The sequence below is a fragment of the Rothia mucilaginosa genome (assembly GCF_901875305.1).
Lineage (GTDB): Bacteria > Actinomycetota > Actinomycetes > Actinomycetales > Micrococcaceae > Rothia.
This window is the reverse complement of sequence record NZ_CABFLY010000001.1, coordinates 479,344-503,646: the sequence shown is the minus strand read 5'-3', so window position 1 is coordinate 503,646 and position 24,303 is coordinate 479,344. Positions and strand designations below refer to the sequence as shown.

At 58.8% G+C, this 24,303-nt stretch carries 24 protein-coding genes; 8 read left to right on the top strand and 16 right to left on the bottom strand.

Annotation, left to right across the window (positions count from 1 at the left end):
• Nucleotides 1–117 precede the first annotated feature (117 nt).
• Nucleotides 118–1,071 carry an NAD(+) diphosphatase gene (locus tag JX292_RS02190; protein WP_204860847.1) on the bottom strand — a complete coding sequence of 318 codons (954 nt, stop codon included), beginning with the start codon at nt 1,069–1,071 and terminating at the stop codon, nt 118–120.
• A gap of 129 nt (nt 1,072–1,200) precedes the next feature.
• Between JX292_RS02190 and pgi the strand changes: the two genes are divergently transcribed.
• Complete coding sequence (gene pgi / locus JX292_RS02185) at nt 1,201–2,877, top strand: glucose-6-phosphate isomerase (protein WP_204860846.1); 1,677 nt, start codon at nt 1,201–1,203, stop codon at nt 2,875–2,877.
• 157 nt (nt 2,878–3,034) lie between these two features.
• On the opposite strand, the gene JX292_RS02180 is transcribed toward pgi, so the two are convergent.
• The 5 genes from JX292_RS02180 to JX292_RS02160 all read right to left on the bottom strand — a co-directional run bounded on the left by JX292_RS02180 (nt 3,035) and on the right by JX292_RS02160 (nt 7,488).
• Nucleotides 3,035–3,721, bottom strand: a complete 687-nt coding sequence (locus JX292_RS02180) for a pyroglutamyl-peptidase I (RefSeq protein ID WP_204860845.1) — start codon at nt 3,719–3,721, stop codon at nt 3,035–3,037.
• Between the two features lie 4 nt (nt 3,722–3,725).
• Entirely contained in the window at nt 3,726–4,316 is a 591-nt protein-coding gene (locus tag JX292_RS02175) for a TIGR00730 family Rossman fold protein (protein ID WP_204860843.1), read from the bottom strand.
• 161 nt (nt 4,317–4,477) lie between these two features.
• On the bottom strand, nt 4,478–5,008 hold the full coding sequence (locus tag JX292_RS02170; RefSeq protein WP_204860834.1) for an NUDIX hydrolase: 531 nt from the start codon (nt 5,006–5,008) through the stop codon (nt 4,478–4,480).
• 188 nt (nt 5,009–5,196) lie between these two features.
• Entirely contained in the window at nt 5,197–6,690 is a 1,494-nt protein-coding gene (locus JX292_RS02165) for an amino acid permease (RefSeq protein WP_204860833.1), read from the bottom strand.
• A gap of 300 nt (nt 6,691–6,990) precedes the next feature.
• Complete coding sequence (locus JX292_RS02160) at nt 6,991–7,488, bottom strand: OsmC family protein (RefSeq protein ID WP_204860831.1); 498 nt, start codon at nt 7,486–7,488, stop codon at nt 6,991–6,993.
• Between the two features lie 222 nt (nt 7,489–7,710).
• On the opposite strand from JX292_RS02160, the gene JX292_RS02155 reads away from it, so the two are divergent.
• The 3 genes from JX292_RS02155 (at nt 7,711) to JX292_RS02145 (ending at nt 10,276) form a co-directional block, all read left to right on the top strand.
• Entirely contained in the window at nt 7,711–8,505 is a 795-nt protein-coding gene (locus JX292_RS02155) for an AzlC family ABC transporter permease (protein ID WP_204860829.1), read from the top strand.
• Nucleotides 8,506–9,007: 502 nt separating this feature from the next.
• Entirely contained in the window at nt 9,008–9,343 is a 336-nt protein-coding gene (locus JX292_RS02150; RefSeq protein ID WP_204860827.1) for a branched-chain amino acid transporter permease, read from the top strand.
• Nucleotides 9,344–9,352: 9 nt separating this feature from the next.
• Entirely contained in the window at nt 9,353–10,276 is a 924-nt protein-coding gene (locus JX292_RS02145) for an AzlC family ABC transporter permease (protein ID WP_204860817.1), read from the top strand.
• A 255-nt stretch (nt 10,277–10,531) separates the two neighbouring features.
• Here the strand turns inward: JX292_RS02145 and tpx are convergent, their stop codons facing one another.
• On the bottom strand, nt 10,532–11,032 hold the full coding sequence (gene tpx / locus JX292_RS02140) for a thiol peroxidase (protein WP_204860814.1): 501 nt from the start codon (nt 11,030–11,032) through the stop codon (nt 10,532–10,534).
• A gap of 276 nt (nt 11,033–11,308) precedes the next feature.
• Between tpx and JX292_RS02135 the strand changes: the two genes are divergently transcribed.
• From JX292_RS02135 to JX292_RS02125, 3 genes are all read left to right on the top strand, one after another.
• A complete protein-coding gene (locus JX292_RS02135; RefSeq protein WP_204860812.1) occupies nt 11,309–12,070 on the top strand; it encodes an LppP/LprE family lipoprotein in 762 nt (253 codons plus the stop codon).
• 468 nt (nt 12,071–12,538) lie between these two features.
• A complete protein-coding gene (locus tag JX292_RS02130) occupies nt 12,539–12,931 on the top strand; it encodes a DoxX family protein (RefSeq protein ID WP_204860810.1) in 393 nt (130 codons plus the stop codon).
• A 166-nt stretch (nt 12,932–13,097) separates the two neighbouring features.
• Nucleotides 13,098–13,355 (top strand): GlsB/YeaQ/YmgE family stress response membrane protein, encoded by a 258-nt coding sequence (locus JX292_RS02125; protein WP_204860808.1) that lies wholly within the window; start codon nt 13,098–13,100, stop codon nt 13,353–13,355.
• Nucleotides 13,356–13,494: 139 nt separating this feature from the next.
• On the opposite strand, the gene JX292_RS02120 is transcribed toward JX292_RS02125, so the two are convergent.
• On the bottom strand, nt 13,495–13,863 hold the full coding sequence (locus JX292_RS02120) for a zinc ribbon domain-containing protein YjdM (RefSeq protein ID WP_204860806.1): 369 nt from the start codon (nt 13,861–13,863) through the stop codon (nt 13,495–13,497).
• Nucleotides 13,864–14,208: 345 nt separating this feature from the next.
• Here JX292_RS02120 and JX292_RS02115 point away from each other — a divergent pair, with 345 nt between their 5' ends.
• Nucleotides 14,209–14,421, top strand: coding sequence for a TOBE domain-containing protein (locus tag JX292_RS02115; protein WP_204860804.1), 213 nt, complete (start codon nt 14,209–14,211; stop codon nt 14,419–14,421).
• 148 nt (nt 14,422–14,569) lie between these two features.
• On the opposite strand, the gene JX292_RS02110 is transcribed toward JX292_RS02115, so the two are convergent.
• The 8 genes from JX292_RS02110 to JX292_RS02075 all read right to left on the bottom strand — a co-directional run bounded on the left by JX292_RS02110 (nt 14,570) and on the right by JX292_RS02075 (nt 24,215).
• Nucleotides 14,570–15,940 carry a HEPN domain-containing protein gene (locus tag JX292_RS02110; protein WP_204860802.1) on the bottom strand — a complete coding sequence of 457 codons (1,371 nt, stop codon included), beginning with the start codon at nt 15,938–15,940 and terminating at the stop codon, nt 14,570–14,572.
• A 296-nt stretch (nt 15,941–16,236) separates the two neighbouring features.
• Nucleotides 16,237–17,322 carry a redox-regulated ATPase YchF gene (gene ychF, locus JX292_RS02105; protein WP_204860800.1) on the bottom strand — a complete coding sequence of 362 codons (1,086 nt, stop codon included), beginning with the start codon at nt 17,320–17,322 and terminating at the stop codon, nt 16,237–16,239.
• A 214-nt stretch (nt 17,323–17,536) separates the two neighbouring features.
• On the bottom strand, nt 17,537–18,169 hold the full coding sequence (locus tag JX292_RS02100; protein WP_204860798.1) for a response regulator transcription factor: 633 nt from the start codon (nt 18,167–18,169) through the stop codon (nt 17,537–17,539).
• Between the two features lie 139 nt (nt 18,170–18,308).
• Nucleotides 18,309–19,592: a sensor histidine kinase gene (locus JX292_RS02095; RefSeq protein ID WP_204860796.1), complete on the bottom strand. Its 1,284-nt coding sequence runs from the start codon at nt 19,590–19,592 to the stop codon at nt 18,309–18,311.
• A 159-nt stretch (nt 19,593–19,751) separates the two neighbouring features.
• Complete coding sequence (locus JX292_RS02090) at nt 19,752–20,510, bottom strand: ABC transporter permease (protein ID WP_204860795.1); 759 nt, start codon at nt 20,508–20,510, stop codon at nt 19,752–19,754.
• A 57-nt stretch (nt 20,511–20,567) separates the two neighbouring features.
• Nucleotides 20,568–21,521, bottom strand: coding sequence for an ABC transporter ATP-binding protein (locus JX292_RS02085; protein WP_204860794.1), 954 nt, complete (start codon nt 21,519–21,521; stop codon nt 20,568–20,570).
• Nucleotides 21,522–21,968: 447 nt separating this feature from the next.
• Nucleotides 21,969–23,054, bottom strand: a complete 1,086-nt coding sequence (locus JX292_RS02080) for a 4-hydroxy-3-methylbut-2-enyl diphosphate reductase (protein WP_204860787.1) — start codon at nt 23,052–23,054, stop codon at nt 21,969–21,971.
• A gap of 27 nt (nt 23,055–23,081) precedes the next feature.
• Nucleotides 23,082–24,215: a dehydrogenase gene (locus JX292_RS02075; protein WP_204860785.1), complete on the bottom strand. Its 1,134-nt coding sequence runs from the start codon at nt 24,213–24,215 to the stop codon at nt 23,082–23,084.
• Between the last annotated feature and the right edge of the window lie 88 nt (nt 24,216–24,303).

Here is a 24,303-nt window from a genome sequence, read left to right as displayed (position 1 = left end):
GCTGGAAAAATCTACCCTGTTCGCTTCTGCCGACTGTACCTTCAGGTGTGAAACCCCCGCTGTATGCGGGCACGGCAAAAGGGACCCCCTCCGTTGGGCTTAGCTACCAGTGTAGCACTAGGGCTTTTCTGCGAGCCACTCATCGAGCATGCGGCGGGCGACCGCATTCGTGCCGGGTAACTCCAGCTTGGCGGGTTCGTCCTGCCCACTGTTGCCGTGTTCCTCCGAGATGGCTATCGCCTCGCGCAGCTGCTCGGCGGTGAACCAGCGGGCGATGCGAATTTCACCGTCGTGATGGACAATGGGCTCGTTCTCATCCACGGTCACTCGGTAGCCGATCATGAGCGAGCGCGGGAAAGGCCATACGTCACTCATGCGGTACTCGGTGCTGAGAGTGTGCAGGCCGGTCTCTTCGTAGACTTCACGAGCGATTGCCTCCTCAAGGTTTTCGCCCGGATCGACGAACCCGGCGATGAGGGCGAAACGATTGGGGTGCCACTGGCGGTTATTGGCCAGCAGTACGCGTTCGCCGTCGCGGCTCATGACCAGGCCCATGACGGCGGGTTCAATGCGGGGGAACACCATTTCGCCGGATGCGGTGCGGCGGATTCCCCGGCGACCGATGGGGGCTTCTTCACCAGTGTAGGCGGAGTACCGCATTTCGATGAGGTAGTCGCGGCGGGCCAGAGCTGCGGCGTAGCGGGCGCGGCCGAGCGGGTCGCGGTGCACCGGGTAGTAGCGGAATCCGCTGGTGGAGGCCTGCACGGGTCCCTCCGGACGGTTCGGTTCGGCGGCATTGAGCTCCTCGGCGATGGTCTGAAGGGTGTCGTCCTCGCAGTAGAGGGCGTGCACCTCTGCCCCGCTATTCTTCTCCGCGTCAGTGCTGTAAGCAGCAGGGCGAATCACGCTGCGCGCCAAGATAGCGTCCTCAGCCAGCGGCTCGGCAGTATCGCTACCGGTCAGGTAGTGCAGGGTTCCGGCATCGTTGAGGAGGGTTTCCCCTTCGCGGGAGATGAGCAGGTAGCGCGGTGCGTGAGTGTCAGCGGGCGTGTGTTCAGGTGAAGAAATCATAGGTTTCACTCTACATCTTGATACTGCAAGGCCCACAATAGCGTGCCAGGTTTCAATTTTTTCGCCGTATCGTCCCATATCACTCTCAAAAGAGGTGACAGAGGCACCCGAAAATAAGAGAATGGAACCATGACTACTTCTATTGACCCCACGACCACCTCTGCTTGGTCGGCTCTGTCCGCTCACCACAAGGCTCTCACTCCCAATCTGCGCGAGTGGTTTGCCGCCGATTCTGCCCGTGCAGAGAAGTTCAGCTTCACCGCTGACGAACTGCATGTCGACCTCTCCAAGAACCTGATTACCTCCGAGACCGTTGAGCTGCTACTCAAGCTCGCCGAAGAGGTCAAGCTGGAGCAGGCTCGCGAGGCAATGTTCTCCGGTAAGCACATTAACGTCACCGAGGATCGCGCCGTACTGCACACCGCGCTGCGCCGCCCCGAAGGCTACACCCCCGCGCTGACCGTTGACGGCCAGGACGTAGACGCAGACGTTCACGCCGTACTGAAGAAGATTTACGCATTCGCTGAGCGCGTGCGCAACGGCGAGTGGACCGGCGTGACCGGCAAGCGCATCGAGACCGTCGTGAACATCGGTATCGGCGGCTCCGACCTGGGCCCGGTCATGGTGTACGAGGCTCTCAAGCCCTACGCTGATGCAGGCATCACCGCACGCTTCATCTCCAACATTGACCCGACCGACGTGGCCGAGAAGGTCTCCGACCTGGACCCCGAGACCACCCTGTTCATCGTCGCATCCAAGACCTTCGGTACCCTCGAGACCCTAACCAATGCACGCGTGGCACGCGAGTGGCTGCTTTCCGCACTGGCTAAGGCTGGCGCGCTGGAAGGTAAGGAAGCATCCGAGGCTGTGGCTAAGCACTTCGTGGCTGTCTCCACCGCACTCGACAAGGTTGCCGCATTCGGTATTGACCCCGAGAACGCTTTCGGCTTCTGGGACTGGGTTGGCGGCCGCTACTCCGTAGACTCCGCTATCGGCACCTCCCTGGCTATCGTTTTCGGCCCGAAGGTTTTCGCTGACTTCCTCGCTGGTTTCCACGCAATGGATGAGCACTTCCGCACCGCTCCCCTGGCTCAGAACGTGCCCGTTCTGATGGGTCTGCTGAACGTGTGGAACGTGAACTTCCTGGGTGCTGAAACCCACGCGGTTCTGCCCTACGACCAGTACCTGCACCGCTTCCCCGCATACCTGCAGCAGCTGACCATGGAGTCTAACGGCAAGTCCGTACGCGCCGACGGCTCCTTCGTCAACTACGCAACCGGTGAAGTGTTCTGGGGCGAGCCCGGCACCAACGGCCAGCACGCCTTCTATCAGCTGATCCACCAGGGCACCCGCCTGATTCCCGCGGACTTCCTGGCCTTCGCCAACCCGGTCCACCCGACCAAGGACGGCGAGCAGGACGTTCACGAGCTGTTCCTGGCTAACTTCTTCGCTCAGACCCAGGCCCTGGCCTTCGGTAAGACCGAGGAAGAGGTCCGTGCAGAGGGCACCGCAGAGCACGTGGTCAACGCCCGCATCTTCAGTGGTAACCGCCCCTCCACCTCCATCATGGCACCGCGCCTGACCCCGCGCGTCCTGGGCTCCCTGATTGCCCTGTACGAGCACATCACCTTCGTTCAGGGTGTTGTCTGGGGTATCGACTCCTTCGACCAGTGGGGCGTTGAGCTGGGCAAGAAGCTGGCCCTGGACCTGGTTCCCGCTATTGAGGGTGACCGCGAGGTTCTGGCTCGTCAGGATTCTTCGACCGCTTCGCTGATTGACTACTACCTGAAGAACCGCACCAAGTAGTAGCTTGAGCCTACAGGCGCCGGTTGTATAGCCCGGCTGTGTAGGCCCAGCGCCAATAACTCAGCGCAAATGCATAAACCGCCGGATAGGCTCCCACTTCGGGAGGCTATCCGGCGGTTTCGTTATATCTTCTGAGTTCTGGCTACGCCCCGTGCCGCTACTCCGCTACAGGCAGGGTATCCGAGGCGATCTCGGCGATAATGCGCACCACGGTGGATTCGGGCAGCTGCGGGATGCCCTGCTCGTCGCGGACCACGCCTCCGGCGTCGCGGTGGGCGGTTATCTCAACACCATCGGTCGCATCTTCACCGTCGGCGCGGGTTGCGGGCACGTGCACGAACCCGGCGGGGATGCTCAGCCCCAGCTCGCGGCTGATGCGCTGGCCCTCGTAGAACACGTGGTTGCACACGTAGGTTCCTGCAGTGTACGAGATTTCGACGGGCTCCCCCGCCGCACGCAGACGCTCAAAGCTGGCGCGCACCGGCAGGGAGGAAAAGTAGGCTTCCCGGCCGCCCTGCGCAATCGGCTCATCGCAACGTCGATCGCCGTCGTTATCTTTGATACCTGCGGAATCCAGGTTAATGGCGACCTGTTCGAGGCTCACAGCGTCGCGGCCGACCGCCACGCCCAGGCTGATGAGCGCGTCAGGACGCACCTCTTGCAGGGCGGCGCGTAGGGCGGTGCTGGAGCCATTGTAGCTGACGGGCAGTTCGCGGGCCACGACGCGCAGGTCCGGGCGCATCTGAGCCAATAGGCGCTGCACACCGGCGGCAAGCGCCACAGTAGGGTTCACGGGCACGCCGGGGAACGGCCCGAAGAAGGTCAGTAGCAGGGTGCGGGCCATCTGTTTAGCTTTCTGCGTTGGTCTTCTGAGCGGCGCGACGCTCCAGATCCTTGGCGAGCGCATCCAGAAGCTCTTCGGGGGTGGTGGCAATGATGAGCTCGTTCAGGTAACCCTCATTGAGCAGACCGGTGGAGGCCATGTAATGCATTGCGTCGATGAGCTTATCCCAGTAGCCGTTGACATTCAACAGCGCAACGGGCTTGGAATGGATGCCGAGGAACTGCCAGCTGAACACCTCGAAGAACTCCTCGAGGGTACCGGGACCGCCCGGCATGGCGACGAACGCGTCAGCCTTCTCAATCATGGCGATCTTGCGCTGGTGCATGGTATCCACGATGTCGAGGGTGGTCTGGCCGGGGTAGACGCCCTCCAGGCCGACCAGCTTGTGGGTGACCACGCCGTACACAAAACCGCCAGCGTCGAGGGTAGCACCGGCGACGGTACCCATCAGGCCGGTACGGCCGCCACCGTAGACCACGCCGATATTGTTCTGAGCGCAGAGGGTACCCAGCTCACGGGCACGCTTAGTAAAGAGCGGATCATTACCGGAACGGGCGCCGCAATAGACGGCGAGATTGTACACAGTCTCTTTCATGCTTCTCCTTGAGTCGTGTAGCGGGTGCGCGGCGTTGCGCCCCGCCTTCTACGGGTTGTCTGTTGTTGAGGGTACCGGATGCACCTGTGTACCGCATGTGTACCGGTTAGTCCTGTGGATAGGGCCGATAATTTGAACTACCGGGTCCGCCGCCAAATAAGCTAATCCCGCGGAGCCGGCGTGGCCGCCAGCAGCGGGAAAATCTGCTCGGTATTCAGCGGCGCCTGCGCGGCAACGTCCGAGGGACGAGTCATGGCGGGGTCTACCCAGCGTAGCTCAGCAATCTCCGCGTGGGGGCTCAGGGAGGCCAGGTGAGCGCGCTGCTCCTCGGTGGGGGCGTATTCGAAGGTTTCAGCCCGCACCGTGAAACCGGACTCGTTGAGCGCGGCGGCCTCCAGCGTGCCGAGGTAGTGCATCCGGGTAGGGTCGGGGGTCAGGCCGATCTCTTCACTTACCTCGCGGCAGGCGGTCTGCACGGGGCTCTCCCCCAGCTCGGGCTTGCCTCCGGGCATCATGAACCCGTCACTGCTCTTCTTGCGTACGGTCAGCACATACCCCCGCTCGTCACGGATGGCTACAGCACACACGTTGACGACGCGGTGCACGCTATCAATGGCGGTGTGTTCGGTAACGGCCGGTCGCCCGGTTTGCTGGGCAGTATGCCGGGCGGGAGTATTCGGGGGTATCTGCATATTCTCCACCCTAGCACCTGAACGCTATCAAATTCTTAACCTACCCCTTAGCTGAAAATACTCACATCCTAGATGAGGAAATTTCTGCATAAGATGAGCCGCCGACTCCCCCGTTTAGGGGGAACCGGCGGCTTTTTACGTATCAGCTATTTCAGCTGGCAGAGTCTATCAACCAGCTCAAGCGCGTATTACTTAGAGGGCTTAACCTCAATTCCGCTCACGTCCATTTCCTCTAGCGGAACCAGGCGGTCACGGGTCACGATGCGGTGGCCCAGCCACACGGCCACCACGACGGGCAGACCAATGTAGGAGCTCAGAACGCCAAACCAGTCACCGCTGATGATGGCCTCGTAGTTCTGGCCACCAATAACGACCAGGCACATAAGGAACGCGATAACCGGGCCAACCGGGAAGAACGGCGCCACGTACGGCAAGTCCTTGAGGCTGTGCCCCTGCTTCAGGTAAGCGCGGCGGAAACGATAGTGCGCCACAGCAATACCCACCCAGGTGATGAAGCCTGCCAGACCCGACACGTTCACGAGCCACAGGTACGCACCATCGGGCGAGAGTAGCGCGGCGATGAAGCCGATGGCGCCCACAGCGGCAGTAGCCAGCAGCGCGTTCATGGGCACGCCACCGGAATTGATGCGGGTGAACATCTTCGGTGCCTTACCCTCCTGCGCCAGGGAGAAGAGCATACGAGCCGAGACGTACAGGCCGGAGTTACCCGCCGAAAGCACGGCAGAAAGAATCACGGCGTTCATGACGGCCGCCGCGAAGGCGATGCCTGCGCGCTCAAAGATGAGGGTGAACGGGGAGATGTTCACGTTGCCATCCGCTGCGGTGAGCAGGTTCGGGTCAGTGTAGGGAATCAGGAAGCCGATGACGACCATCGCACCGATGTAGAAGAGCATAATGCGCCAGAACACGCTGGTAAGCGCGCGGGGCACATCGCGGCGGGGGTTCTTGGATTCACCCGCTGCCACACCAATCATTTCGGTGCCTTGGAAGGAGAAGCCAGCAACCATGAAGATGGCCAGCACGGCGGGGGCGCCTCCCACGAAGGGTGCCTCACCCACGGTCCAGTTGGAGACGCCCGGGGAGTTACCACCCAGGACACCAAAAATCATGGCGATACCGGCAATCAGGAAGACGACCACGGTCACGACCTTGATGGTAGCCAGCCAGAACTCGCTCTCACCATAGGAGCGTGCCGAGAGGGCGTTGATGCCGGTCAGCAGCACGAGGAATCCTGCCGCCCAAACCCAGGAGGGCACATCCGGCAACCAGTACCTCATCACTTCACCGACGGCGACGAGCTCGGCGGCCACGGTAATTGCCCAGTTGAACCAGTAGTTCCAGCCCATGGCGAATCCAAAGGACGGGGACACGTAGCGTGCCGCGTAGGTCTGGAAGGCGCCGGGCACGGGCAGGTGTGCGGCCATTTCACCGAGGGACTGCATGAGGAAGAGCACCATGACGCCGATGAGAGCGTAGGCGAGGATTGCGCCGCCGGGGCCGGCGGTGGAGATAGTCTTACCGGAGGCAACGAAGAGGCCGGTGCCGATTGCGCCACCGATTGCGATCATCTGCATGTGTCGGGCGGAGAGGCCTCGTTTGAGCTCACCCTCCGCGGGGATGGCTTCCGATGCAGCGCCGGAAGTCTCTGTAGGCTGTGCCATATCAAGTCTTCTTTCTGAGGCTATTGCTTCGTGCGTTCGCTAGGTGGCTTATCTGCCGACTAGTCAGCCTAGCTTTGCCGCTGGTGCGGCTGCTGAAGGTTGTGCCCGGAGTTAAGAAATCTTCAATCTTAAGGATTTCTTACGTATCGTAAGTTTTCCTAATCTGAGGCTCAATGCTACCCGCTTTCCCCGCCCTTTTCCACCCCAAAACCACAAGAACACAGAAAAACCCTCCCGCGCTGCTTCATCACAAACAGCGCCGGAGGGTTGCACATCAGGCTTTTAGCTCACCCAGCTTATTTAGTCTGCCAGGTTATGGAAGGAAACGTTCGTGGGGTGCTCCACGGTGCGGGAGACGGTGCAGTCCTTCTGCTCGCTGAGCTGAATCAGACGGTCCACCATCTTCTGCGCCTTGGCACCCTGCTCATCCTCAGGGAAGCGCACGTCAAAGTCCACCTCAACGTCGTCGAGGCGCACCGCACCGTCCTCGGTCTGCTTCAGTGCCGAGGCGAGCACCTCGAACACCTCGGGGGTGGAGCGACGGGAGGTGCCCGCGTCCACATCCACGGAGGAGCAGCCGGCAATCGCGGCGAGTAGCAGCTCGACGGGGGTTAGCAGCCCCTCACCCACACCGAATTCGAGGGTTGCGCCGTTGGCGCCGTAGGCACGGTAGCGCAGGCGGTCGATGCGCTCGATCTTGGTCTGACGGTAGTTGTCGAGTTCGCGGCGTTCCTGCTGGCGCTCGTACACCTTCTTCTTCTCTTCGGTGTTCTGGGAGGCGTTGTTCTGCTCAGCCATTGAGGATCCTTTCGGGTTGTCTGCACGGTCGCTAGGTTATTCAGCGCCGCGCTGTTTAGTGTCACTGACTATAAGCGTATTTCTCATATTTTATTCCCAGACTCTTTTTCTCGACGGTCAGCCAAGCGCTCCTATACACTGGAAAACCGCGGCGGAGCTTCGAGGCCTCTCGCGCACACAGCAGATTTTTTGAAGAGCACAACGCACACAAGGAACTCTTTTATGGCACAGACCCCCGGCGCTGAGCGTACGAACACGCAGAATGATATCCGTCTGGCTATGGCGGATTCTTCCGTGGTGATGCTCGGTATCGCGGTGCTGGGTTTGGGTTTGGGTGTTGTTTTGAGCGCGCACCATATGCCTTTTTGGACGGCACCGCTGATTTCTTCACTGGTCTATGCAGGGTCGGTGGAGTTTTTGATGGTGGGCATGATTTCTGGTGGTGCTTCTATTGCCTCAATCGCGTTGACGGTGTTCCTCGTGAATGCCCGCCACCTGGTGTACGGCATCTCCTATCCTCTGCACAGGATTAAGGGTTTCTGGGCGAAGCTTTTCGCCATTCACACTCTCTGTGATGAGGCGTTTGCTCTCAACTCCGGCCCTGACCGCAATGAGCGTTCCGGTGCACGCATCCTGGGGGTGAACGCGCTGATTTACGTCTCATGGATTCTGAGCGTAATCCTCGGGTATGTGCTCGGTGCAAGCTTCTTGAGCGATTTGAAGGGCGTTGATTTTGTGATGGCAGCGCTCTTCACGGTGCTTGCCATGGACGGCTACCGTACCAACCCGGATCGTGTGGCAGCACTATTTGTGGCAATTTCTGCCACGGTAGCCCTAATTTTTGTGCCGTCCTCATTCCTGGTGGTGGCATTGGGTTCGTATGTGGTGTTGCTGTTGGCGCGCTTCCCGGTAGCGAAGCGCCGCGGCACCCTGCCGCATCGTACTGTGTATGGAGAAGCAGCCGAGAGCAGCGACACCACCACTACCGCTGATGCGCCCACTTCCACACAGCAGTAAGAACGTTACATATGTGCTTAAAACCCGTTAGGATAGATGAAGAGCACAGCTCTCCCCTCTTTCTATTTCTAGGATTCGAAAGACGCCTCCACGTGCGAACCTGCACGGAGGCCCCCAGAGGTTGAGGTACCCATGACTCAGATGAAAGACACCGCTAAGGAAACTAGCGACGCAGAACGCTGTGCCGCCCCGGAGTAACACCGCACCGGGAGCGGCATCACCCGAGGTCATGCGAGAACTAGCGACGCGCACAACTAAAATGCCTGCTCTCGCACAGGAGGAACGCCCCTCCGCCTCACTATTCGCGGCTTTCATCAACTCACGTACCTACCGCACTACTTAACGCCTTCTCTATGAGTGGGCTCTCCCTACCCTTTTCTTTCGCGGATGTTTTCGCGGCACCGGCAGAACGGCTCTGGCAGAACGGCAACCGTGCAATTCCCGCCGTTCGCGTCCTGCCACTCGCGACTCCTTGGGGGTAGTGCAGAAAGAGAAAATCTTCATGAACAGTGAAGTAACCACCGAATATATTCTTGCTGCGGTGTTCGTTGCTGCTGGCATTACTTTTCTGTTGCGTCTGCTCCCCTTCGGTCTGAAGAAGGCTCTGGCTGGCTCCGAACTGTTGGATGCGCTCAGCCACTGGATTCCGCTCGGCGCGGTGGCGCTACTGGCCATCTATGCGGTGGCAAAGATCAATTATTCGTCGTTCGCTACGGCGGCACCGTACCTGGCGGGCCTGGTGGTGACCGTGGGCGTGCACCTGTGGCGTAAGAACATGGTGCTGAGCATGGTGGCCGGCACCGTCACCTGCGTTGTGCTCGCTAACTGGGTTTTTTAGGGGCACACGATGAGCATCTCTAAGAATTCTGCTTCTTCCCCCGACGTTTCTTCTCAGCCCGCACCGCAGCAGGCGAGCCAGGCAACACCTCAGCAGGCAACTCAACAACAGGTGGATCAGGTGATTGCTTCTGCGCTTCCGCTGACCGGCATGATTCCCGTGGTTGAGGCGCCCAGGGACTCTTCGGACTCGCAACAGCAGCGTGGGAGTGGCTTCGCTGAGGCGATGCGCGTAGCCGGCGTCATTATGCTGGGTTTGTTCTTTGTCGGTATTGGTTTGGGAGTGCTTGTCCACAGTTACCATCTGCCGTTCTGGGTAGCGCCTCTGCTACCTGCCGTTGTTTTTGCTGGCTCAGTAGAGTTCGTGCTGATCGATATGGTGTCGAATCATGCTTCACTGTTCTCTATCGCCGTGATGACTCTGCTCATTAATTCACGCCACCTCATGTATGGTCTCTCGTATCCGATTGAGCGGGTGCGTGGCGGTTTGGCGAAGTTCTACACCGTGTACACGCTCATCGATGAGGCGTATGCGCTCAATACAGGCCCGGATCGTCACCAGTTGCGCGCCTCCCGTATTTTATGGATTCATGTGGGCCTGCATCTAAGCGTGTTGACGAGTGCAACGCTCGGCTATGTGCTGGGTGCAAGCTTCTTGAGCGAGCTCAAGGGCGTCGATTTTGTGATGACGGCGCTCTTTGCGGTGCTCGCCATCGATGCTTATCAGAGCTCAAAAGACCATACCACCGCGGCTATTGCAGGTGTGTCTGCGGCCGTTGGTTTGGTGTTGGCGCCTCAGTCGATGCTACTGATTTCTATGGTGGTGTACCTGCTACTACTTGTCTCTCGTTTTGTGGTGGCGAAGCGCCGGGGCACCCTCCCGGATCATATGCTCGTAGCTGATGAAGAGGCGTCAGAGTCTCCTTCATCCTAAGCTCGGCCATAGAAAACGCCCCACCCACCCGGTAACTTCGGGTAGGTGGGGCGTTACGCTGTCGCCAGCCGCATGTGTGAGGTGAGACCGTATTCGTACGGTGTAGCGTTCGTATCTGTTGTGTCGTGCACCGCGCGAGAGAAATAACCGCGCGGCGGTCATCACCATTTTAAAGCACCCCGGGCGCAAACCAGGGGTATGCGCGCCGGGGCGTTGGGATTCAATTGCTCATTCGCGAGGCGAACGAAATGGAGGCTACTTGATGGCGGCGAGTGCTGCCTCGTAGTTAGGCTCGTTGGTAGTTTCGGGAACCAGCTCGGTGTAGACAACCTCACCGGCGGGGTTCACAACAACCACGGAGCGTGCCAGCAGACCAGCCAGGGGGCCGTCCACGAGCTTCACGCCGAAGTCCTCACCGAAGGAGGAGCGGAAAGCGGAGGAGGTCTGAACGTTTTCAATACCCTCGGCTGCGCAGAAACGGCCGATTGCGAAGGGCAGGTCGTTGGAGACGCACAGCACGACGGTGTTCTCCAGGCCTGCAGCCTGCTTGTTGAAGGTGCGGACGCTGGTTGCGCAAACACCGGTGTCGACGGAGGGGAAGATGTTCAGCACCAGGTTCTTACCTGCGAAATCTGCGGAGGAAATCTCGGAGAGATCAGCCGCGAGAACCGAGAATTCGGGTAGCTTTGCGCCGACTGCGGGCAGGTCACCGTTGGTGTGGATTACGAGTTCATTCTGTAGAGTTACTTCAGCCATGCCTTCATTGTCCCTTGGATGCGGCGGGTGTGCAAGGGGATACAGGATCTAGCGGGTGGAGTTTCCGCATAGCTGATTTCCCGCTACGATGCTTCGCTTCCTCTGGCTCTGCTGTAGCAGCTGTCTAGCGGGGAGCCCGGTCGGTAGCTCCACGGTAACGGACGGCACTGACCGCGCGCACCACGTGTTTGCCTCTTTTTCCCTATACTGGACAAGTTCACTATTCGCTTCATGACCAGCACCGATGCGCGTTGCCGCGTATCTTCAGGAGTACCCATGTCTTCTACTCGCCGCCGCTTCACCGGCCGTACCGCTTTGACTCTACCCGCGTTGGGTGCCGCTCTAGCTCTTGTGGTGACGTCCTGCTCGGCAAGTACTGACTCTGCTGTTTCGGGCACTGTGGTGTCTTCTTCTGGCAGCGCATCCGCTTCGGCTTCGCCGAGCTCCTCCTCGGCTCTTTTCCCCACGGCTTCGGCTTCACCCTCGCCGAGCGCTTCTGCTTCTGCTTCTTCGCCCGCTCCGGCTCCGTCGGTGGTGACGATTACGGTGAACCCCGAGCCGAGCGTTACGACCGTTCCCGCGAAGTCTGATTCCGCGGGCGATAAGAAGAGCTCCAGCTGCTCCACCGTGTCGGCTTCTTCCACGGTCTCGAAGGCTCTGAGCGAGATGAAGAACAAGAGCAAGTGGGACCAGTGGACGAACGTTTCCCGCACGTATGAAGGCTTCGATCCCTGCGCCGAGCTGTCGTGGATTGATGCGATTCCGGGCTCATCCCCGTCTGATTGTTGCATCTCTTCGATGGCCCACCATATTCTGCTCTTCCACTACGGCAAGTTTATTGGTACGGCAACCTATGAGCCGTACTCGTTCTCGCCTTCCATTACCCGTGTTTCTGACAGCTCGATTAGCGTGACCTACCGCTACATGAAGGATGACGAGAACCCGGCCAACGCGAGCGGCCGCACGACGGCAGAGTTCAGCTGGAGCTCTTCGCAAAACAAGGTTGTGATGACTGGTGAGGTTCCGCCGAGCGAGTAGCCTGTTCACCTCATAGGTTGCGCGCGTCCATAGGTTTACGCGCTTGAGGCGCACAAGCTGGGTATACGAAAAACCCGCCGTCTCGCATATGGTGACATATGTGAGACGGCGGGTTTTCGTTGCTTAAGGATATGTAGAGTGCCCGAGGGCTAACTGTTTAGGCAGCGAACTTCTTGTAGCCGAAGTATGCAGCGCCTGCCAGGATAGCGATGAACAGAATCTTCTTCATGGTGTACTCCTCTGATTGTTCTGAAAACACCCGGTGCTCTACTCATTTCGCCTGTTTTCCCGAGGGGAAAGGCGAGCAGAGTATTGTCCGCGCGCGGTGTTGTTAGTTCCGATTGTACTGTCTTTTGAACATTACATGCCTGTTTTGTTGATATTGTCCGCATTTTAGACTGCCAAACGCGCATCGCTAAAGTAGCTTTGCAGGCAAGAATATGCCCGTGACGGGCGCATAATGGGGGCATGAGTATTTTTAAGAAGAAAGAATATAATGTTGAGCGCTCGGCAACTCGTATGGCTCGCGCCCTCGCATTCATGGGTGCGCTACACTTTGCAGCCCCTCAGCCCTTCGACTCGATCATTCCGAAGTACCTGCCCGGCCCGCCTCACGCATACACCCACGGTTCTGGTGTAGCTGAGCTGGGTACCGCCGCTCTGCTGGCCAACGAGAAGACCCGCCGCCTCGGTGGCTTGGTGGCTGCTCTGCTGTTTGTTGCAGTGTTCCCCGCAAACATTCAGATGGCTGTGGATGCGCGTAAGCAGTCCACTCAGCGTAAGGCTATTGCGTACGGCCGTCTGCCCCTGCAACTGCCGATGATTTGTAGCGCTCTGAAGATTTGGCGTAAGTCGAAGTAGTCGCTTCCTTCGTTGGGAACGGCACCTCAGTGTTTTACACGTAAAACATTGAGGTGCCGTTTACTTTAACATACCTACTATTAAGCTTTCCGTAACGACCATTGCCTACACTGGAACTAACACATCACCTGTCACCGCGGCAGGTGTACAACCTTTGGAGACAACAATGGACGCTCTTATCGGCACCATTATTACCGGCGCGATTATCGGCGTGATTGCACGATTCTTCATGCGAGGCCGCCAGAACATTTCGATTCTTTGGACCATTGTCTGCGGCGCTATCGGTGCGGCTGTCGGTAACTGGGCGGCAGTTCAGCTGGGCGTTGCCGCGACCGCAGGCATCGACTGGATGCGCTGGATTCTTTCGGTCTTCGCGGCGATGCTGACCATTTCCCTGTACCTGGGCATGACCGGCAGGAAGTAACGATTCGACATATTGAGGGCTCGCGGAGTCCCTCATATACAAAGGCGGCACCTCCCCTAGCGTGAGCTAGTGCGGGAGGTGCCGCCTTTTCTGCACCTCACAGGAGGCGTTTTATGTTTTTAGCTTCTATCGCCTTCGCTTATGCCTTCTTGACGACGGAGGACTTCAGGTACATCTGGCCTGCGCCGGGGACCTTCGCCTCAATATCGTGGCCGTTGACGGGGGATTCGAGCAGGCGGATGCCGCGCACCTTGGTGCCTGCCTTGATGTCTGCGCCGCCCTTGACTTTCAGGCCCTTGACGATGGTGACGGAGTCGCCGTCGACGAGCTCGTTACCGACGGAGTCGAGAACCTTGGTGCCTGCTTCTTCTTCGGTTTCGTCTGCTGCGGTGCGTTCCCATTCGTGGCCGCACATGGGGCATGCCCAGAGTTCACCCATTTCGTAGGTGTAGTTTTCGTTGCATTCGGGGCAGGCGGGTGCTTCAATTTCGTTGAGGTTTTCGCTCATGGTTCCTTCTTCGATCTGTGCTGATTCTGTCTGTGCGGATGCGCCGCTCCCCTACGGTGGGTGGCTGCGGCGTGTGGGCGCGCGTCAGCCAGGCAGGGGGTGCGAGGGTGGAGGGTGCGAGGGTTCTCGCGTTCGTGCTGACTATACCATTTGGCGGGTGTGATCCGCATGTGTGGGGCTGGTTTTTGCCGGTCTTTTGGGGTGGGTTTAGGGTGTGGGTGAAGCCGAAAATAAAATTTGCATGGTTTATGCGTAATATTTCGGTTGGAAGGTGCTTCTGAGTGGCGGCGGTGTGTAGAGTGCTTAGAGTATTTGTACGTTTTGAGTAGTGAAAGGCACGACTTCATGAAGCTTTCTGCACGTAACCAGTTCGCTGGCAAGGTTGTTGAAATTACTGAGGGTGCGACTAACGGCATCGTTAAGATTGAGATCGCTCCGGAGGTTGTTATCTCCGCTTCGATCACCAACGAGTCCATTAAGGAACTGGGTCTGAAGGTTGGCGAGACCGCGTACGCAGTGATTAAGGCGTCTAACGTGATGGTTGGTGCTGACGACTAATCCCGGTCGATAAGGCTTAAACTCGGGCGGCTGCCTGTTGTGGCGCGCGAGGATTAATAGGGCGGAGCCCCGCACTACAAACTGTAGTGCGGGGCTCCGCTTTTATGTTTTTACCGCTTAGACGTTGAAGCGGAACTCCACCACGTCATCATGCATCAGTATTGTTTTGTTTTTCCTCAGTTATTTCTTCCGGTGGAGGGGTAAGCCAATCTCTAGCATCCCTAGCTGTTTCGATAAATTGAGGATGCCTATCTACTACACATTTCTGATGCTCGCCAGAGATTTCAAGCTTCTCCAGGACAGCAAGAGTTATAACTGCTCTTGTTACTTTGATTATCGCAAGTAGCTCATCAACCGAATGTTCATCAGTTGTTCCCTCATGAGTAAGTTTATTCCGAGCTTTCACAGTTCTACTCGCCCAATACGGAATATCAGGAATCAACAGCGGTGAAGCATCCTTAATAAACGTCGATGCAAGCTCAACAAGACGCCCTTTCAGATACATCGTATCAGAAATATTGAGGTTTTTATGCAACACTTCAGCGGTTCCAGTAACCATCAGAAGACTATTTTCAACAAATGGCATAGGTGCAAAAATCTGAGCCATAATCATATTAATTGAAACTCGCATATCCCTATAAAGACCAATCCATCTAGGTACTATAAGTTCAAAAGGGATTGATTCGCACGTAAACAGAAAACGGCGAGGGTCAATACATTCTAAATCATATTTCCCAATTCCCATTAGTGAGGAAATCACGTCAACCCGACGAGGGGGTAAAGGCGTACCGTTAGGAAGTTCGCTTTCTGTCCCAGCAACCTCAAGCTGAATCCAGATAACTCCCGCAGCACGACAAGTTGCAAAAGACAATAAGTCCTGAAGTATCTTCACTTCTCCCAAAGCTTTGTCGAGAGAAAATAGCGAAGGCGAGCTAACTTCCCAGAAATCTTGCACGCGCAAATTTCCAGAGCTTTCACCTTTTTTAAAGTCAACAGAAGTACTCACGTCCCCCGATACGATTTGATATATTTTTCCATCAACTTCTACAGGGACAGGATTATTTTTTACGACGAAAACACCGTACTCTTCCGAATCATCGACACTATGCGTTGGGATTCTAGATGAAATCTCAGAAGCTCCATTCCAGCAGTTAGTATCTTCAATCGAAACACGTAACTTACTAAATGCTTCATAGTCCCGATTTTCCACATGAGCTCCAATAATTACAGAATCAACTTTATATGAGACACGATGAGGAAACCTTGCAGGAATAGATTTAAGATTAAGGCCAGCCCTTACACCCAAAAGAGTAATCTCTTGCGCTCCAGAAGTTCCATGTATAACTTCATAGTTTCTGGCTACAAATTCACTATTCCGAGAATCAATATACAGCTCAAGAGTTATACCGCCAGATCCATCATGTTTCAGGCTCCCCAAAACCTTTCCTTCAAAAGCATCTGGTATACTCCATTCGCCTAACCACTCATTTTTCTCCGCGAGATTCAAAGGTTTATCCAACAACATATCCTCCAAATAAATACTCTCAAAATTCTACAATGAAACAATCCAATGCGTTACCTATAAATCTTTCAACTATAAGTCAAAATTGACGACAACGGGTTAACTCATTTTCACCCATTTATTTCATTCGAAAATAATATACCCCGCTTCCCCTAGAACCACCTCAGACAAATCACCTTATTCAATTAGCGGTTTACATTACAATCTAAGGGTACAAAAAATCCGGTGACAGTGAGATGAATTTCGTCATCCCTCCGTCACCGGATTCTCAAAGTCCTATCGACCCGCCAGCTTTAGACGTTGAAGCGGAACTCCACCACGTCGCCGTCCTGCATGATGTAGTCCTTGCCCTCCATACGGACCCTACCGCGAGCCTTCGCCTCCGCCATGGAGCCAGCCTCATCCAGGTCCTTGAACGACACAACCTCAGCCTTAATGAAGCCGCGCTCAAAATCAGAGTGAATCACGCCAGCAGCCTGCGGCGCAGTATCACCCTTGTAAATAGTCCAGGCGCGAGCCTCCTTCGGGCCAGCAGTCAGATAAGTCTGCAAACCCAGAGTCGAGAAGCCCACACGAGCCAGCTGGTCAAGGCCAGACTCATCCTGACCGTTCATCTCCAGCATCTCGCGAGCCTCCTCCTCAGACAGCTCCACCAGATCAGCCTCCAGCTTCGCATCCAAGAACACAGCCTCAGCCGGCGCCACCATGTCACGCAGCTCCTGCTGCTTCTCCTCAGACGCCAGAATGCCCTCATCCGCGTTGAACACGTAAATGAACGGCTTAGCAGTCAGCAGGTTCAGCTCCTTCAAATGAGCCAGCTCCAGCTTCGCGTCCTTCGCACGAGAAATGATGGTTTCACCATCCTCCAGGATATTCTGCGCGGTCTTATAAGTCTCCAGCTGAGCGGCGTCACCCTTCTTAATCTTCACAGCCTTCTCCAGACGCGGAATAGCGTTCTCCAAAGTCTGCAGGTCAGCCAGAATCAGCTCAGTGTTAATGGTCTCCATATCGGAGGCGGGGTCAACCTTGCCGTCCACGTGAATGACGTCCGGGTCATCAAACGCACGCACAACCTGTGCAATAGCGTGCGCCTCACGAATATTCGCGAGGAATTTGTTACCCAGGCCCTCACCCTCGGAAGCGCCCTTCACAATACCCGCAATATCAACGAACGAAACAGTCGCAGGCAGAATACGCTCCGAACCAAAAATCTCAGCCAGACGGTTCAGACGCGCATCCGGCAGGTTCACCACGCCCACGTTCGGATCAATAGTCGCGAACGGGTAGTTAGCCGCCAGCACAGTGTTGCCGGTCAGAGCGTTGAACAGGGTGGACTTGCCCACGTTAGGCAGGCCAACAATGCCGATAGTTAGAGCCACAAGTTTTCCTTCGAATCATGTGCCGCCATACGATCAGGATGCGCCGCGTACGTGGTGCGGCGGGTGCGGGCGGGCACAGGGCGAAAATGGTGCCCGTTTCCAAGCGCGGCACCGTCGGTCTCAAGAAGAAACGGGTGCGGGGCGCCTGCGGGCATAGACACTACCATTCTACCGTGTTCGCGCAGGAGTCGCCCGGGTTGATGAGAGCAGCGGGCTAGAGCCAGCCGTTCTCCGTGGCGATACGCACCGCATCCTGACGAGTCGACGCACCCGTCTTCGCCATCGCCGCCGACAGGTAGTTGCGCACCGTACCCGAGGAGAGAAAAAGCTCCGAGGCAATCTGCTGAGCCGTACCACCCGACGCCGCCTCACGCAGCACCTGCGCCTCACGCTCCGTCAACGGAGAAGCACCCGTCACCAAAGAATCCGCCGCCAACGACGGATCCACCACACGCAACCCCGCATGCACACGACGAATCGCCTCCGCCAACTGGCGAGCACCCGTATCCTTCACCACGAAACCACTCGCACCAGCCTCCAAAGCACGGCGCACATAGCCCGGGCGGCCAAACGTCGTCACAATCAGCGTACGCACCGGCTCACCCGACTCACTCACCGCACCCGCATCACGCAGCGCCGCAGCCGCTTCAATACCATCAGCCAGCAAAGTACCGGGCATCTGCACATCCAGCAACACCACATCCGGCTTCAACAAGGCGACAGCACCCAACACCTCATCACCGTTACCGACCTGACCCACAATCTGCAGGTCAACCTCCAGACCCAGCAGAGCGGCAAGAGCCTCACGGATGAGCTGCTGATCGTCAGCAAGCAGAACACGAATCATAGGAGCCTCCCAAGGGGCGAAGACGGGATGATAACGGCGGGCAGAACAACCGCATGAGGTTGTCTACCACCACCATACAGGGGCGGGTAGCTCCCCCGCCCAGGGCGCGGCGCCAAGTTCCACAATCTACAGCACCTATTTACAGCAGTGAGGTGTCACCGTCCATGCTCACACGGATGCGCGTACCCACCCCACAGGCCGGGTTCGGATTCTCTGCCAGCCACTGCTCGGGCGCCGCCTCAATCACCACGCTACCGCCGGAGGCCGCCACACGCTGAGCCATACCCGTCAGGCCGTTACCGCGCGCATCGCCCACACCCACGCCATTATCGAGGATATCCAGGCCGGTTGCGCTCAGACGCACCCGCGCCGCATTCGCGTCCGAGTGGCGCACCATGTTCGTGACCGCCTCACGCAGAACCCATGAGAACAGCTTCGCGTTCACACCAGCCACCGCGAGCGCGCTCTGAGCCTCCGGTAGCTCGGCGCGGATACCGGCGGTCTGCAGGGCACGACCCGCACCCTCAATCTCACCCGAGAAGTCGGGCACACGCAGGCGCGTCACGGTTGAACGAACCTCCGCCAGGGATGCGCGGGACAGCTGCGCGATTGCTTCCATCTCGGCGCCGGCGCGGGCGGGGTCAATCTCCAGCAGGCGCTGCGCCAGCTCAGCTTTGAGGGTGATGACGGTCAGGGAGTGGCCGAGCACGTCGTGCACGTCGCGGGCGATCTCTTCACGTTCCTCGGAGAGCGCCAGGGAGGCACGAGCTACATCCGCACGTTCGCCCAGCTCGATCAGGTAGGAGAAGCCCAGTATGCCCACCATGGGTGCACCAATAAAGAGGGAAATGCCGCCGTGCGCGGTGACGTCAAAACCGGTGCCCACCATAAAAATTAGCCAGCAGACCAGGGCAATCGTCGCCGCTACACCCAAGCGCAGGGGGTACGGGGCGATCGTGCCAAAAATCCAGAACGCAACAAAGTACATGCTGAACGACAAGAACACCACATACGCCGACTCCAGCCGCAGCGCCGTCAGGCCAGCCACAGGCAGAGCCATCAGTAGCGTCCAGATGACGCTTCGGCGCACCGTGGAGGCGACCGGCACCAGCCACGGCACCGCGTACGCCGAGCAGTTCACCACCGCGAACAGTGCCACCAGGGCCACACCGGCCCAGCGCACCGGCGCCAGCTCCGGGGTGGTGAGGAAGCTGTCCAGCGGCATGAGCAGAAACACCAGCCACGGGGCGCTAAAGCCCAGTGCCAGCCAGTTCACGCTGCCGCGGCGTTCGCGGTGGAGGAAGCGGAAGCGGTGCTTGCCCAGGGTTCGCTTCGCGGCGGAGGGTGCCGCCTCGTTCTCTGCGCTGGTCAGTCCGTTCACGGCGCGGGCCTGGTCAGTGTTGTGCGGGTGGGTTTCGGTCATGGTTCTAGCCTAACGTGCAGGTGCCAGGGGTCCAGGTGCCACGGGTGCAGATACCACCGGTGCGGCGGTGTCAGTAGCGGCAGTGTTAGCAGGAGCAGTGTGAGTGGATACGGCTTCCGCCGCAGCCTCAGGATTCAAGGCTGCGGCAGGAAGAAGCATTTAGCGGCGGGTTGCGCGGCGCATCAGCAGGGCAGAAACACCCAGGAAGATAGCCGCCCAGACGACCAGGCTCACCACTGCGTACCAGAGCGGCTCGGTCACGAACCAGTCCTCGCCGCCCAGAATAATGGTCTGACCTGCGCTGAAGGGGTAGCGGGCAATCTCTGCGGCACCGTACAGCGGGGTGAAGCGGGCATACTTCAGCAGGTCGGTGCTCAGTGGGGAGAACACGGTACCAAAGAAACTCATAATCACCAGCAGACCGTTCGCAATGGACACGGCGTTCTCGTTACGAATCAGCAGACCCATCATGATGCCGTAGAAGGCGAACACCAGACCGCACAGCACCGTCAGCGCGCCGGCGGCAAGCTGCTGGTTCACAGGGATCTCAACACCGGTGAACATACCCACAATGTTCACCGCAATCACCGGCACCGCAGAAATCACCAGGGCGGTCAGCGCCTTCGCGCCCAAGTACTTGCCGGTGGTCAGCGGGGTCAGCGCCAGCTGGCGATTCCAGCCGCTGGAGAGCTCGGTGACGGTGCTGCCACTAATCGCCACGGTGTTCTGCACGGCACCGTACAGCGCCATGCCAATCATGACGTAGGCCGCTACGTTGCCGTCACCCATCTGCTGGGAGGAGTAGTCCTGCATCGCGCCAAAGAGCAAGAAGAAGACGATGGGCAGTGCCACGCCGAAGAAGAAACGGTCGGTCGAGAGGATAGAAGCGCGGATGTCGTAGAGTGCGTAGCGGAGCATGATGTTTTCCTTGAGGTGTGTAGCGGCGGCGTGTGGTGTTAAGGCGGTCTATAGTGTTTAGGCTTCGGATGCCTTGGAGGCGGCGGCCTGTTCGGTCAGCAGGGTGAAGGACTCGTCCAGGGAGGGCTTGGTGACCTCCAGGTCGGTGATGCTGTAGTTGTTCAGCAGAGTGCGCAGTACCTGCTCAATCTCCAGTACGGAGATGCGGTGGCGGTACCCGCCGGACTCTTCAGTCACCTCGACCGGCACATCCAGGTCGGTGATGGGTGCGGGTGCGAGGAAGGAAAGGTGGCGGTGACCGGTCAGGGCGCGAATCTCGTCGGAGGAGCCGTCAGCGATGATGGAGCCGGAGGCCATGAGCACGATGCGCTGGGCGAAGTTCTGTGCTTCTTCCAGGTAGTGCGTCGCAAAAAGAATGGTTGTTCCACGCTCGGCGATGGTTTCCATACGCTCCCAGAAGGTGCGGCGCGCATTCACGTCCATGCCGGCGGTCGGCTCGTCCAGGATCAGCAGTTCCGGCGAGTGCATAGTCGCTAGGGCGTAACGCAGACGCTGCTGCTGACCACCCGAGCACTTGCCAACCTTACGCTTAGCGATATCGGTCAGGTCGGCGCAAGCGAGTACCTCATCCACGTCAATGGGCTTGGGGTACAGCGCCGCAATCATCTCGACCGTGGCGCGAATCGTCAGGTCCTTGAGCAGGCCACCGGTCTGCTGCACCGCGCCGAGTAGACCGGCGCGTGCCGCCTCGGAGGCGCTACGACCGAAGACGCTCAACTCGCCGCCGCTGGGCTGGGTCAGACCAAGAATCATGTCGATGAGGGTGGTCTTACCTGCACCGTTGGGGCCGAGCAGAGCGATGATTTCGCCGCGCTTGACGGTCAGGTCAATCGAGTCGACGGCGACCACGGTGCCTGCCGCACGGGTGGAGAAAACCTGGCGGAAGGAGCGGGCAGAAACAACGGTTTCTGCGGTGTTGTGCTTGCTGTTCTGAAGTGCTGCGGTGTTCATGGTTCTATTACACCGCCGGTTCTCGCGCCGATGCGGTACAGAGTGTCATGACCTGCCCATGACAAATGTCATGAGTTGAGGACATGCGAGCGTCGCGGTCGGTCATGCGAAGCGGGGGCTCCGTCCTCAAGGCGCCCCAGCGCCGCAGAGGGGGCACTCCCCCGCGTAGCGAGACCGTAAAGCTGCGCAAGCATCTCTATTCATGCATCCTCAGGCACGAAAAACCCCGCGTAGCGAGACCACGTAGCGGCGGAGGCGGTCATGCGAAGCGGGGGCTCCGTCCTCGAAGCACCCCCAGCGCCGCAGAGGGGGCACTCCCCCGCGTAGCGTGAGCGCGAAGCTATGCGTCCCCTCTACCCGCGCATCCTGCACAGCAGATACAAAGATCCCCGTATCCGCTCCCAAACGGGAGAAGATACGGGGATCTTAAAGCTCTTGAGCGAACCTTTAGCGAGTCGGCTTAGCGCCGCGGCCACCGAGCTGGCGGCCCACGTTCTCGTCATTCTTCAGGGCGGAGCGCAGTTCCTTCGGCAGGGAGAAGAGGATGTCTTCCTTCGCGGTCTCCACCTCTTCGATGGTGCTGTAGCCGTACTCGGCCAGCAGTGCCAGCACTTCCTGAACCAGAACCTCGGGCACGGACGCGCCGGAGGTCAGGCCCACGGTTGCCACACCCTCGAACCAGGACTCGTCCACCTGGTGTGCGAAGTCCACACGCTCGGCGCGCTTGGCGCCGTATTCGAGTGCAACTTCCTTCAGGCGCACGGAGTTTGAGGAGTTCGCCGAACCCACCACAATCACCAGGTCGGCGCGCGGAGCAATCTCCTTGATAGCGCCCTGGCGGTTGGAGGTTGCGTAGCAGATGTCGTCCGAGGGCGGATCCTGCAGGGAGGGGAAACGCTCACGCAGACGCGCCACGGTTTCCAGGGTCTCATCCACCGACAGGGTGGTCTGAGAAATCCACACGACCTTCTCGGGATCGCGGACGGTCACCTGGTCCACCTCATCGGGCGAGTTCACAATCTGGATGTGCTCGGGCGCCTCGCCGGCGGTACCCTCGACCTCTTCATGGCCGGTGTGGCCGATCAGCAGAATGTCGTAGTCCTGCTTCGCAAAACGCACAGCCTCGCGGTGCACCTTGTTCACCAGCGGGCAGGTCGCGTCAATCGTGTTCAGCGAGCGCTTGCCGGCCGCAGCCACCACCGCGGGGGACACGCCGTGAGCCGAGAACACTGTCACGGAGCCTTCCGGGACCTCGTCCACCTCATCCACGAAGATGGCACCCTGCTTCTCGAGGGTCTCCACCACGTGGCGGTTGTGAACAATCTGCTTACGCACGTAGACGGGCGCACCGTAGTGCTCCAGGGCCTTCTCAACGGCAATCACGGCGCGGTCAACGCCGGCGCAGTAACCACGAGGAGTGGCCAGCAGGACTTTCTTCTCGCCGTTTACGGGCGCGGCGGCTTCGATGTCGGCGCGGCTGCGACGTTCGCGAGGAACGGGCGGCAGGCCCAGGGCAATAGTTTCAGTGGACATGGTTACTATCCTACGTTGTTCGGACTTTTAGTGTGTGATGACTGTGGCATCGCTCGCAGCGGTGCGGCCCAGGTGGACCAGACGCATGAGAATCCCCACCAGTAGCAGGATAACCGTCGCAGCGAGACCGTAGCTCGCCGCAGCCCCCAGATGGGATGTAACCGAGGGCTGGGTCACGTTCCACGCCCCGTCGATCAGCGCGGTTCCAGCAGCACTACGGCTAGTGACTCCCAGGGAGGCGGGGGTCTGGGCACCCAGCCAGGAGGCGGCACCCCAGCAGGCCAGGGCGTACAGCAGGGCGGAGGCGACCGGCACCAGCACGCGGCGGCGAGGCGCAATCAGGACGGCTACGAAGAGCAGGATGGCCGCCAGAACAATTAGAGTTCCGGTGGCCTGCCCGATGGCAGCGACGCGTTTAATTGCCGAGTGGACTACCCAATCACTGTCCTGCGTCGCACTCCCCTGGGCCGCGCCGTCCCGGACCCGGTCAATGTTCAGGGTCTCGGGGCCGATGCGCGTCAGGTCCGGGTCGAAGGAGCCGAATGAGCCGACCTTCTCGTCCAGGGCCCGGTAGAAGGGCGTAAGCACAATGACGGCGGGGCCGTCGTGACTCAGGTTGTACCGTCGAGTCTCTTCCGCGATATCGCGCCAGAGACTTCGGTATTCATCAGTTTTTGAGAGCTCACCGGCGGCGCGGTTGAGCGTGGAGCGAATCCCGTTTTCGGTGGGCTTCACCAGAATGGAGTATAGGCCGCTCGCGCGGGTGCCGTCGAGGAAGGTCGTCATAGCTTCACTCTTCATGAGGTCTTCCACCGCGCCGTCAGCGATACGGGTGGCCAGCTGCTGATCGCGGGCCAGGTTCGCTGAAATCTCTGAAAAACCAATCTCGGAGGCGATATTTGCCTTCACCCAGGCGCCGCCTGTGGCGCCCAGGGCGCACAGCACCGCGAGTAGGCTCAGCAGGAGGGCGAGGACCGTACGCAGACCCGCCGCAGCGGGTGCGTGCGCTGGAGGGGCCGCCACGGGCTGCGGGGCGGGGCTTGGCAACCCGCTAGGGGTCGACGGATAGCCCGATGCAGGCATCACCCGCGTGGGTTGCAGGAGCGAGGTCTCTTCCTCGTCCAGGTTGCGAGTGGCGTTGTGGTGATCTGGTGAACGCATGAGCCTAGCGTACCGTCTCAGCATTATGGGCACGAGGCGACGGGATAAGAATGCGCCAGAAGCTGAGGGATTCGCCCGCTCCCCGTTT

Bases quoted from the DNA above. Each gene is read 5' to 3' on its own strand.
- JX292_RS02190 (WP_204860847.1), bottom strand. From the start codon at position 1,071: ATGATTTCTTCACCTGAACACACGCCCGCTGACACTCACGCACCGCGC.
- pgi (WP_204860846.1), top strand. From the start codon at position 1,201: ATGACTACTTCTATTGACCCCACGACCACCTCTGCTTGGTCGGCTCTG.
- JX292_RS02180 (WP_204860845.1), bottom strand. From the start codon at position 3,721: ATGGCCCGCACCCTGCTACTGACCTTCTTCGGGCCGTTCCCCGGCGTG.
- JX292_RS02175 (WP_204860843.1), bottom strand. From the start codon at position 4,316: ATGAAAGAGACTGTGTACAATCTCGCCGTCTATTGCGGCGCCCGTTCC.
- JX292_RS02170 (WP_204860834.1), bottom strand. From the start codon at position 5,008: ATGCAGATACCCCCGAATACTCCCGCCCGGCATACTGCCCAGCAAACC.
- JX292_RS02165 (WP_204860833.1), bottom strand. From the start codon at position 6,690: ATGGCACAGCCTACAGAGACTTCCGGCGCTGCATCGGAAGCCATCCCC.
- JX292_RS02160 (WP_204860831.1), bottom strand. From the start codon at position 7,488: ATGGCTGAGCAGAACAACGCCTCCCAGAACACCGAAGAGAAGAAGAAG.
- JX292_RS02155 (WP_204860829.1), top strand. From the start codon at position 7,711: ATGGCACAGACCCCCGGCGCTGAGCGTACGAACACGCAGAATGATATC.
- JX292_RS02150 (WP_204860827.1), top strand. From the start codon at position 9,008: ATGAACAGTGAAGTAACCACCGAATATATTCTTGCTGCGGTGTTCGTT.
- JX292_RS02145 (WP_204860817.1), top strand. From the start codon at position 9,353: ATGAGCATCTCTAAGAATTCTGCTTCTTCCCCCGACGTTTCTTCTCAG.
- tpx (WP_204860814.1), bottom strand. From the start codon at position 11,032: ATGGCTGAAGTAACTCTACAGAATGAACTCGTAATCCACACCAACGGT.
- JX292_RS02135 (WP_204860812.1), top strand. From the start codon at position 11,309: ATGTCTTCTACTCGCCGCCGCTTCACCGGCCGTACCGCTTTGACTCTA.
- JX292_RS02130 (WP_204860810.1), top strand. From the start codon at position 12,539: ATGAGTATTTTTAAGAAGAAAGAATATAATGTTGAGCGCTCGGCAACT.
- JX292_RS02125 (WP_204860808.1), top strand. From the start codon at position 13,098: ATGGACGCTCTTATCGGCACCATTATTACCGGCGCGATTATCGGCGTG.
- JX292_RS02120 (WP_204860806.1), bottom strand. From the start codon at position 13,863: ATGAGCGAAAACCTCAACGAAATTGAAGCACCCGCCTGCCCCGAATGC.
- JX292_RS02115 (WP_204860804.1), top strand. From the start codon at position 14,209: ATGAAGCTTTCTGCACGTAACCAGTTCGCTGGCAAGGTTGTTGAAATT.
- JX292_RS02100 (WP_204860798.1), bottom strand. From the start codon at position 18,169: ATGATTCGTGTTCTGCTTGCTGACGATCAGCAGCTCATCCGTGAGGCT.
- JX292_RS02095 (WP_204860796.1), bottom strand. From the start codon at position 19,592: ATGACCGAAACCCACCCGCACAACACTGACCAGGCCCGCGCCGTGAAC.
- JX292_RS02090 (WP_204860795.1), bottom strand. From the start codon at position 20,510: ATGCTCCGCTACGCACTCTACGACATCCGCGCTTCTATCCTCTCGACC.
- JX292_RS02085 (WP_204860794.1), bottom strand. From the start codon at position 21,521: ATGAACACCGCAGCACTTCAGAACAGCAAGCACAACACCGCAGAAACC.
- JX292_RS02080 (WP_204860787.1), bottom strand. From the start codon at position 23,054: ATGTCCACTGAAACTATTGCCCTGGGCCTGCCGCCCGTTCCTCGCGAA.
- JX292_RS02075 (WP_204860785.1), bottom strand. From the start codon at position 24,215: ATGCGTTCACCAGATCACCACAACGCCACTCGCAACCTGGACGAGGAA.